This window comes from Methylobacterium sp. ARG-1 (assembly GCF_001262595.1).
Lineage (GTDB): Bacteria > Pseudomonadota > Alphaproteobacteria > Rhizobiales > Beijerinckiaceae > Methylobacterium > Methylobacterium brachiatum.
Window position 1 is genome coordinate 1 of sequence record NZ_LHCD01000071.1, and the last position, 5,474, is coordinate 5,474.

Annotated in this window: 6 protein-coding genes and 2 pseudogenes; 3 read left to right on the forward strand and 5 right to left on the reverse strand. The window is 70.8% G+C overall.

Annotated features, from left to right (window positions below):
* Window positions 1–163, forward strand: a pseudogene (locus tag AKJ13_RS33010) (porin family protein); the annotation flags it as partial.
* A 195-nt stretch (window positions 164–358) separates the two neighbouring features.
* Here the strand turns inward: AKJ13_RS33010 and rclC are convergent.
* The 3 genes from rclC to AKJ13_RS29700 all read right to left on the reverse strand — a co-directional run bounded on the left by rclC (window position 359) and on the right by AKJ13_RS29700 (window position 2,415).
* Window positions 359–997 carry a reactive chlorine resistance membrane protein RclC gene (gene rclC / locus AKJ13_RS29690; RefSeq protein WP_050736531.1) on the reverse strand — a complete coding sequence of 213 codons (639 nt, stop codon included), beginning with the start codon at window positions 995–997 and terminating at the stop codon, window positions 359–361.
* Window positions 998–1,032: 35 nt separating this feature from the next.
* Window positions 1,033–1,380: a carboxymuconolactone decarboxylase family protein gene (locus tag AKJ13_RS29695; protein ID WP_007569239.1), complete on the reverse strand. Its 348-nt coding sequence runs from the start codon at window positions 1,378–1,380 to the stop codon at window positions 1,033–1,035.
* Window positions 1,381–1,467: 87 nt separating this feature from the next.
* Entirely contained in the window at window positions 1,468–2,415 is a 948-nt protein-coding gene (locus AKJ13_RS29700; RefSeq protein WP_050736532.1) for an AraC family transcriptional regulator, read from the reverse strand.
* A 307-nt stretch (window positions 2,416–2,722) separates the two neighbouring features.
* Here AKJ13_RS29700 and AKJ13_RS29705 point away from each other — a divergent pair, with 307 nt between their 5' ends.
* Window positions 2,723–3,043, forward strand: a complete 321-nt coding sequence (locus tag AKJ13_RS29705; RefSeq protein WP_050736534.1) for a hypothetical protein — start codon at window positions 2,723–2,725, stop codon at window positions 3,041–3,043.
* 347 nt (window positions 3,044–3,390) lie between these two features.
* Here AKJ13_RS29705 and AKJ13_RS29710 read toward each other — a convergent pair whose 3' ends face one another.
* Window positions 3,391–4,353 carry a DJ-1/PfpI family protein gene (locus AKJ13_RS29710; RefSeq protein ID WP_082317210.1) on the reverse strand — a complete coding sequence of 321 codons (963 nt, stop codon included), beginning with the start codon at window positions 4,351–4,353 and terminating at the stop codon, window positions 3,391–3,393.
* 114 nt (window positions 4,354–4,467) lie between these two features.
* On the opposite strand from AKJ13_RS29710, the gene AKJ13_RS29715 reads away from it, so the two are divergent.
* Window positions 4,468–5,109 carry an HD domain-containing protein gene (locus AKJ13_RS29715; protein ID WP_050736533.1) on the forward strand — a complete coding sequence of 214 codons (642 nt, stop codon included), beginning with the start codon at window positions 4,468–4,470 and terminating at the stop codon, window positions 5,107–5,109.
* A 205-nt stretch (window positions 5,110–5,314) separates the two neighbouring features.
* Here the strand turns inward: AKJ13_RS29715 and AKJ13_RS33015 are convergent.
* A pseudogene (locus AKJ13_RS33015) lies at window positions 5,315–5,474 on the reverse strand (porin family protein); the annotation flags it as partial.

Sequence of the window (5,474 nt, forward strand, 5' to 3'; positions counted from 1 at the left end):
CGAAGGCCTGTACGTCAACCTGGAGCGCGGCACCCGCAACCAGGGCGCCCTGGTGGTCAACGCCGCCAACAACTTCCCGGTCGCCTACAGCAACGTCGGCCGCCGCGACGACGAGTTCGCCGTGGTCCGCGCCGGCCTGAACTACAAGTTCGGCTCGTACTAAGACCCAGGACGCTCCCGGCCTCCGGGCCGGGAGCGTTCCGGATGGACGAGGGCCTTTTGGTCCTCCGCCTCGCCTGCTGCGCAGCGGGGGCAGCCACCCTGTTAACCTTCGCATCCCCAGCCCGATCACACCGGCCGCGAGGTCGGCGACACCCCAGGCGCTCGCGCGCCCGGGGTGTTTTCGTTGCTACGCGGCTCAGAGCGACCGCGAAGCCGCGTTCCTCGCGAGGCTGAAACCGGTCGCGGCTTGGAGCCGCCGGGCGTCATGGTCGAGCACGGCCCGCACACTGTCGGCGAGCACGAGCCACGCGCCGGCCATCAGCGTCACATCCTTCAGGACGAGCCGGCCGGCACCCGACAGGTACGGGAAGCCGTGCTGGGCGTCGCCCAAAGCCGAGACCCACGCCTCCGGCGTGGTGACCAGGAACGAGAGGGTCACGACCGGCGTGAGGAAGGCCAGCACCGCGCCGGCCAGCCCGAGGCGCCGCGACACCATCCCGACCAGGACGAGCACGCCGATCAGCAGCTCGACGGTCCCGAGGCCGCGTGAGAACGCGTAGGTGTGATTGGCCGCCTGCCAAGTCCGCTCCGCCAGCTTGAGTTCCCCCTCGTGGGTGAGGTGCTGCGCGTATTGATCGGGATGGGCGTAGAAGAATGACATCACCGGGCTGTTGGCGACGAACGGCGTGATGCTGTCGGCCTCGTAGGGCACGAACTTCAGAGCGCCGATCCAGAGAAAGATGACCGCGATGGCCAGCCGCATGGCTTGAAGGCCGATGCGGTTCGAGCCCGGTCCGGACACCAGACCGAAGACCTGCCGGATGTGCGTGTTCATGACACGATTCCTTCGCGCGAGGGGAGAATGTGAGGTCAGGCTTCGGAAGACGCCGCATAGGCATCGAGGGCGCGCGTCGCGTAGACGACGGCGGCTCCCGCGTTGACGCTGGTGGCGACGCCGAGCGCTTCGGCGATCTCGGCTTCCGTCGCACCGAGCTTGCGCGCGGCGTCGGTGTGGACCGTGATACAGCCGTCGCAGCGCAGCGTGATCGCGACGGCCACGGCGATCAGCTCGCGGGTCTTGGCATCGAGCTGATCGGTCTTCTGGCCGGCCGTGCTCAGGGCGCCGTAGCCCCGGATCGTGTCAGGGCTGAGCTTGGCGAAATGCCCGACGCCGGCCGTGACCTGCTGCCGGTAGGTGTTCCAATCCATCATGTGCATGACGACCTCCTGTGTGATGGCACGGAAGGTAGTCGGCGGCCGTCCCGTCCTCGATGACCGGCCGGCGCAAGCGGATGACCGCGGGGATCAAGCTGACGCCGCGGCGTGCTCGCCGTGGCGCGCCTGCCCGGGGCGGAGTCCGTACTTGCGCAGGAAGGCGCGGCTCAGCGCGGCCGCGGATTGGTAGCCCACCTCGTCGGCGAGGCGATCCAGCGGGATCGGCCGGGTCCGCAGCCGGTGATGGGCCAGCCCGAGCCGGAGGTCCGTCAGGAACTCCAGCGGCGCGACGCCGGCCGCCTTGCGGAAGGCCCGCACGAGGCTCGCCCGGGATGCCGTTGCCGCGGAGGCGAGTTCGTCCAGCGTCCAGGCACGGCGTGGATCGCCGACCATGGCGAGCACCGCCTGGGCCGTCATCCGTTGGCCGAGAAGGCGCAGCACACCCTCTGCCGGGGCCGCGGTTTCGAGGTGGGCGCGCAGCATCAGCATGAACAGCGCGCTGGCCAGGTTCTCGGCGATGGCGACCGCCCCCGCCTGCGGGTCGCTCAGCTCTTCGCGGATCCCCACCAGCAGGGGGTGGAAGCGGGTGGAGAGCGGTTGCTCGCCGACGCGCAGCACGACGAGATCCGGCAACGCGGCCACGATCAGGCTCTGGGGCGCCGCTTCGAACCGCAGGCGGCCGCAGACCAGCTCGACATCCGGCTCGGTGCCGAGGCTGGTCTTGAACCGGAGCGCGCCGTGATGCCGGACGCCGACCGGCACAGGTGGCTGCGCGTCCGGTCCCGCGTTGCGCATCGTGTGCGCGTCACCGCGCGGCAGAAGCAGGATATCCCCGGCGGCCAGGTGCAACGGCTCAGATCCCGGCCGCTGCAGCGTCGCGTGGCCGCGCGTGACGATGTGGAAATACGCCTGCCCGGCCGGCTCGGGCTCATGGATGGCGGCCCAGGCTCCGCCGAAGCGGCAGACATCGTCCAAGTGTGGGCGCACGCGCAGCAGCGGCGCGAGCCCACTCAGGACATCCTCGGCTTTCGTATCCATCGCGCGCCGATCCTAGACGGCGATCGGCCCATCTGAACATGGCCCTGCGCCGGGCTCCGGTGCGTAACCGCGCGACGCCTCCGCGGGGATCCTCGGTGCCGCGCGCAGCGAGGCCACATCCATTGCGCCTCGGACCGGGATCTCGGCGCCAAACCTCCTCCGGTCAGTGAGGTGGTGAGGCGCTGCCATCGCGCAGGGGTTGCGGGCCGGGGCGCGTGGCCACGGACCCCGAAGGCCGCAGCGGGGTTAGTCCTTCTAGGAGCGCGGTCGACCCCGACGAGGTCCGCCCCGCGGCACGGAGAACATGATGTCGGACAGCACCTTGGCTTCGGTAACGGTCCCCTCCCTGAAGGCCGCGCGATCGGCGCGCGACCGCCTCGCCCGTGCAGGGTTTGCGCGCAACAGCATCGACATCGAGCGGCGTGGCGACGTGTTCGCGGTCTCGATCAACACCCGTGAGGAGAACCGGGATCGGGCCGAGCGCATCCTGACCGGTTCGCCGCTGGGCAACGATCTGCGCCAGGCGGGCGAGCAGGCGGTCGACTTCCTGCACGGCAACCGCTCCCTCGCCCTCGGCCTCGCCGCGCTGGCCGGCTTCGCCCTCTTCAGCCTGACGAACCGCCGGTAACGGCTTCGCGCCGTCGGCAGGCCGACCCTGTGAGCGCTTGCCCATTCCCGGCCGATCCCCGGCCCCGGTAGACGGCGCCGGAGATCGAGGAGACCTGCAGGGTCTCGCAGCCTCCTGAATCGGCTGACGCGCAGCTTCCGAGGCTGCGCGGCGTCCGCCCGGGGGCATCCGTCACCGGCTGGCCCGCCCGGCTGCCGGGTGGACGCGTTCGGGCGCCCCAGGCCAGTCCATCACGAGTGCGATGAACGGCCGAGGGCGTGCCCAATCTCGAACGAGACGGCGACGCCACCCACTTCAGCGCCACCGATGCAAGCCTCCATCATGAAAGCTTGTAAGGACCGCGTCCCTCACCCCACGCCGTTCCGCCTGCGGAATTCGGCCGGGGTGATGCCGACGTGGCGCACGAAGGCCCGGCGCAGGGTGTCGGCGTTGGCGAAGCCCGTCAGGGCGGCGACCTGCTTAGGGGAGAGGCCCTCCGCTTCCAGGCGGCGCCGCGCCGCCGCGACCCGGGCGGCCTCGACCCAGTCGGCCGGGGTCATGCCGACCTCGCTCCGGAACAGCCGCGCGAAGTGCCGGGGGCTGAGGCCGGCCCGTTCGGCCAGCCGGGCCACGCTGTGGTCCTCCGCGGGGGCGGCCGCGATCCAGCGCTGGACCTCCTGGAGCACCGCCCGGCCCGACGGTTCGGTCACGCCGCTGCGGCTGAACTGCATCTGTCCGCCGGGGCGCTTGAAGAACATCACGAGCTGCGCGGCGACGCGTTTGGCCAGCTCCCGACCGAGATCCTCCTCGACCAGGGCCACCGCCAGGTCGAGGCCTGCCGTCACCCCGGCCGCGGTGCAGACCGGGCCGTCGCGGACCTGGATCGCGTCCGGCTCGACCCGGATCGCGGGGTAGCGTCGGGCCAGGGCGTCGGCCGCCGCCCAATGGGTGGTGATCCGGCGCCCGTCCAGCAGCCCGGCTTCGGCCAGCGCGAAGGCGCCGGTGCAGACCGAGCCGAAACGCCGGGCCGCTGGCGCCGTGCGTCGAAGCCAGGCGAGAAGGGCGGCGGAGGGACGCCGATGCGGCGCATCGGGCGATCCCGCCACCAGCACCGTGTCGGGGGCACCGGGATCGGCGTCGAAGATCGTCCGGTCCGCGAGCAGCCGCGCGCCGGACGAGGTCGCGATCGTGGTGGCCTGCGCGGACACGATCTCGGTCCGGTAGACGGCGCGACCGGCCTGGACATTCGCCTCCGCGAACACGTCCAGCGGGCCGGAGACGTCAAGCATCTGCACGCCCGGTGCCGCGACGATCACGAGTCTCCGCTCCACGGTGCACGCCCTCACGTCCGCCGGACGCGCGATTTGGCCGCCTGGGACGTGTTCCGTCAACTCCGGACGTAACGCGGGGCGCTAATCTCCCGGGGTCAGCAAGGAGTGAACGCCATGGCTCATCCCATCGACGGCGTCGCCATTCCCGACAGCACGCTCGCCCGCGCGGTGACCGAGCTCGTCCGGGATACGGAATCGCCGCTGCTCTTCCACCATTCCAGCCGCGTCTACTATTTCGGTGCCCTGGCCGGGAAGCAGCGCGGCCTGAGCTACGATCCGGAGCTGCTCTATGTCGGCGCGATGTTCCACGACATGGGGCTGACGCCGCAGCACAGCAGCGCGACCGAGCGCTTCGAGGTCGACGGCGCCAACGCGGCCCGGGACTTCCTGCGCGGCCACGGCATCGCCCAGGCCGATATCGACACGGTGTGGGCCGCCGTCGCGCTGCACACCACGCCGGGCATCCCGCAGCACATGCATCCCGTGGTCGCCCTGGTCACCGCCGGGGTCGAGATGGACGTGCTCGGGCTGACCTACGCCCAGTACAGCGACGCCGAGCGCGAGGCCGTCGTGCGCGCGCATCCCCGGCCCCCGCATTTCAAGGAGGATATCATCCAGGCCTTCTACGAGGGAATCCGGCACAAGCCGGGCACGACCTTCGGCAACGTCAAGGCCGATGTGATCGCCGACAAGGAGCCGCATTTCCACGCCGGAAACTTCTGCAGCGTGATCCGCCATTCGCCCTGGCGCGGGTGAGGCGGCACGGGGAACGCAGGTCTCCTCTCCACAAAACAGCACAAAGCCCCGGGCGCCATGGGCATCCGGGGCTTTGTGCTGACCTGAGCGTCCAGCCCGATCGGGCTGGGGTGCCGAGGCGAAACGGCCGGTCGGGCGTGGAGCCTGGGGAGGCCCTCGTCCATCCGGAACGCTCCCGGCCCGGAGGCCGGGAGCGTCCTGGGTCTTAGTACGAGCCGAACTTGTAGTTCAGGCCGGCGCGGACCACGGCGAACTCGTCGTCGCGGCGGCCGACGTTGCTGTAGGCGACCGGGAAGTTGTTGGCGGCGTTGACCACCAGGGCGCCCTGGTTGCGGGTGCCGCGCTCCAGGTTGACGTACAGGCCT

Excerpts from the sequence above, each read along its gene's own strand:
- rclC (WP_050736531.1), bottom strand. The coding sequence starts at position 997 with ATGAACACGCACATCCGGCAGGTCTTCGGTCTGGTGTCCGGACCGGGC.
- AKJ13_RS29695 (WP_007569239.1), bottom strand. The coding sequence starts at position 1,380 with ATGCACATGATGGATTGGAACACCTACCGGCAGCAGGTCACGGCCGGC.
- AKJ13_RS29700 (WP_050736532.1), bottom strand. The coding sequence starts at position 2,415 with ATGGATACGAAAGCCGAGGATGTCCTGAGTGGGCTCGCGCCGCTGCTG.
- AKJ13_RS29705 (WP_050736534.1), top strand. The coding sequence starts at position 2,723 with ATGTCGGACAGCACCTTGGCTTCGGTAACGGTCCCCTCCCTGAAGGCC.
- AKJ13_RS29715 (WP_050736533.1), top strand. The coding sequence starts at position 4,468 with ATGGCTCATCCCATCGACGGCGTCGCCATTCCCGACAGCACGCTCGCC.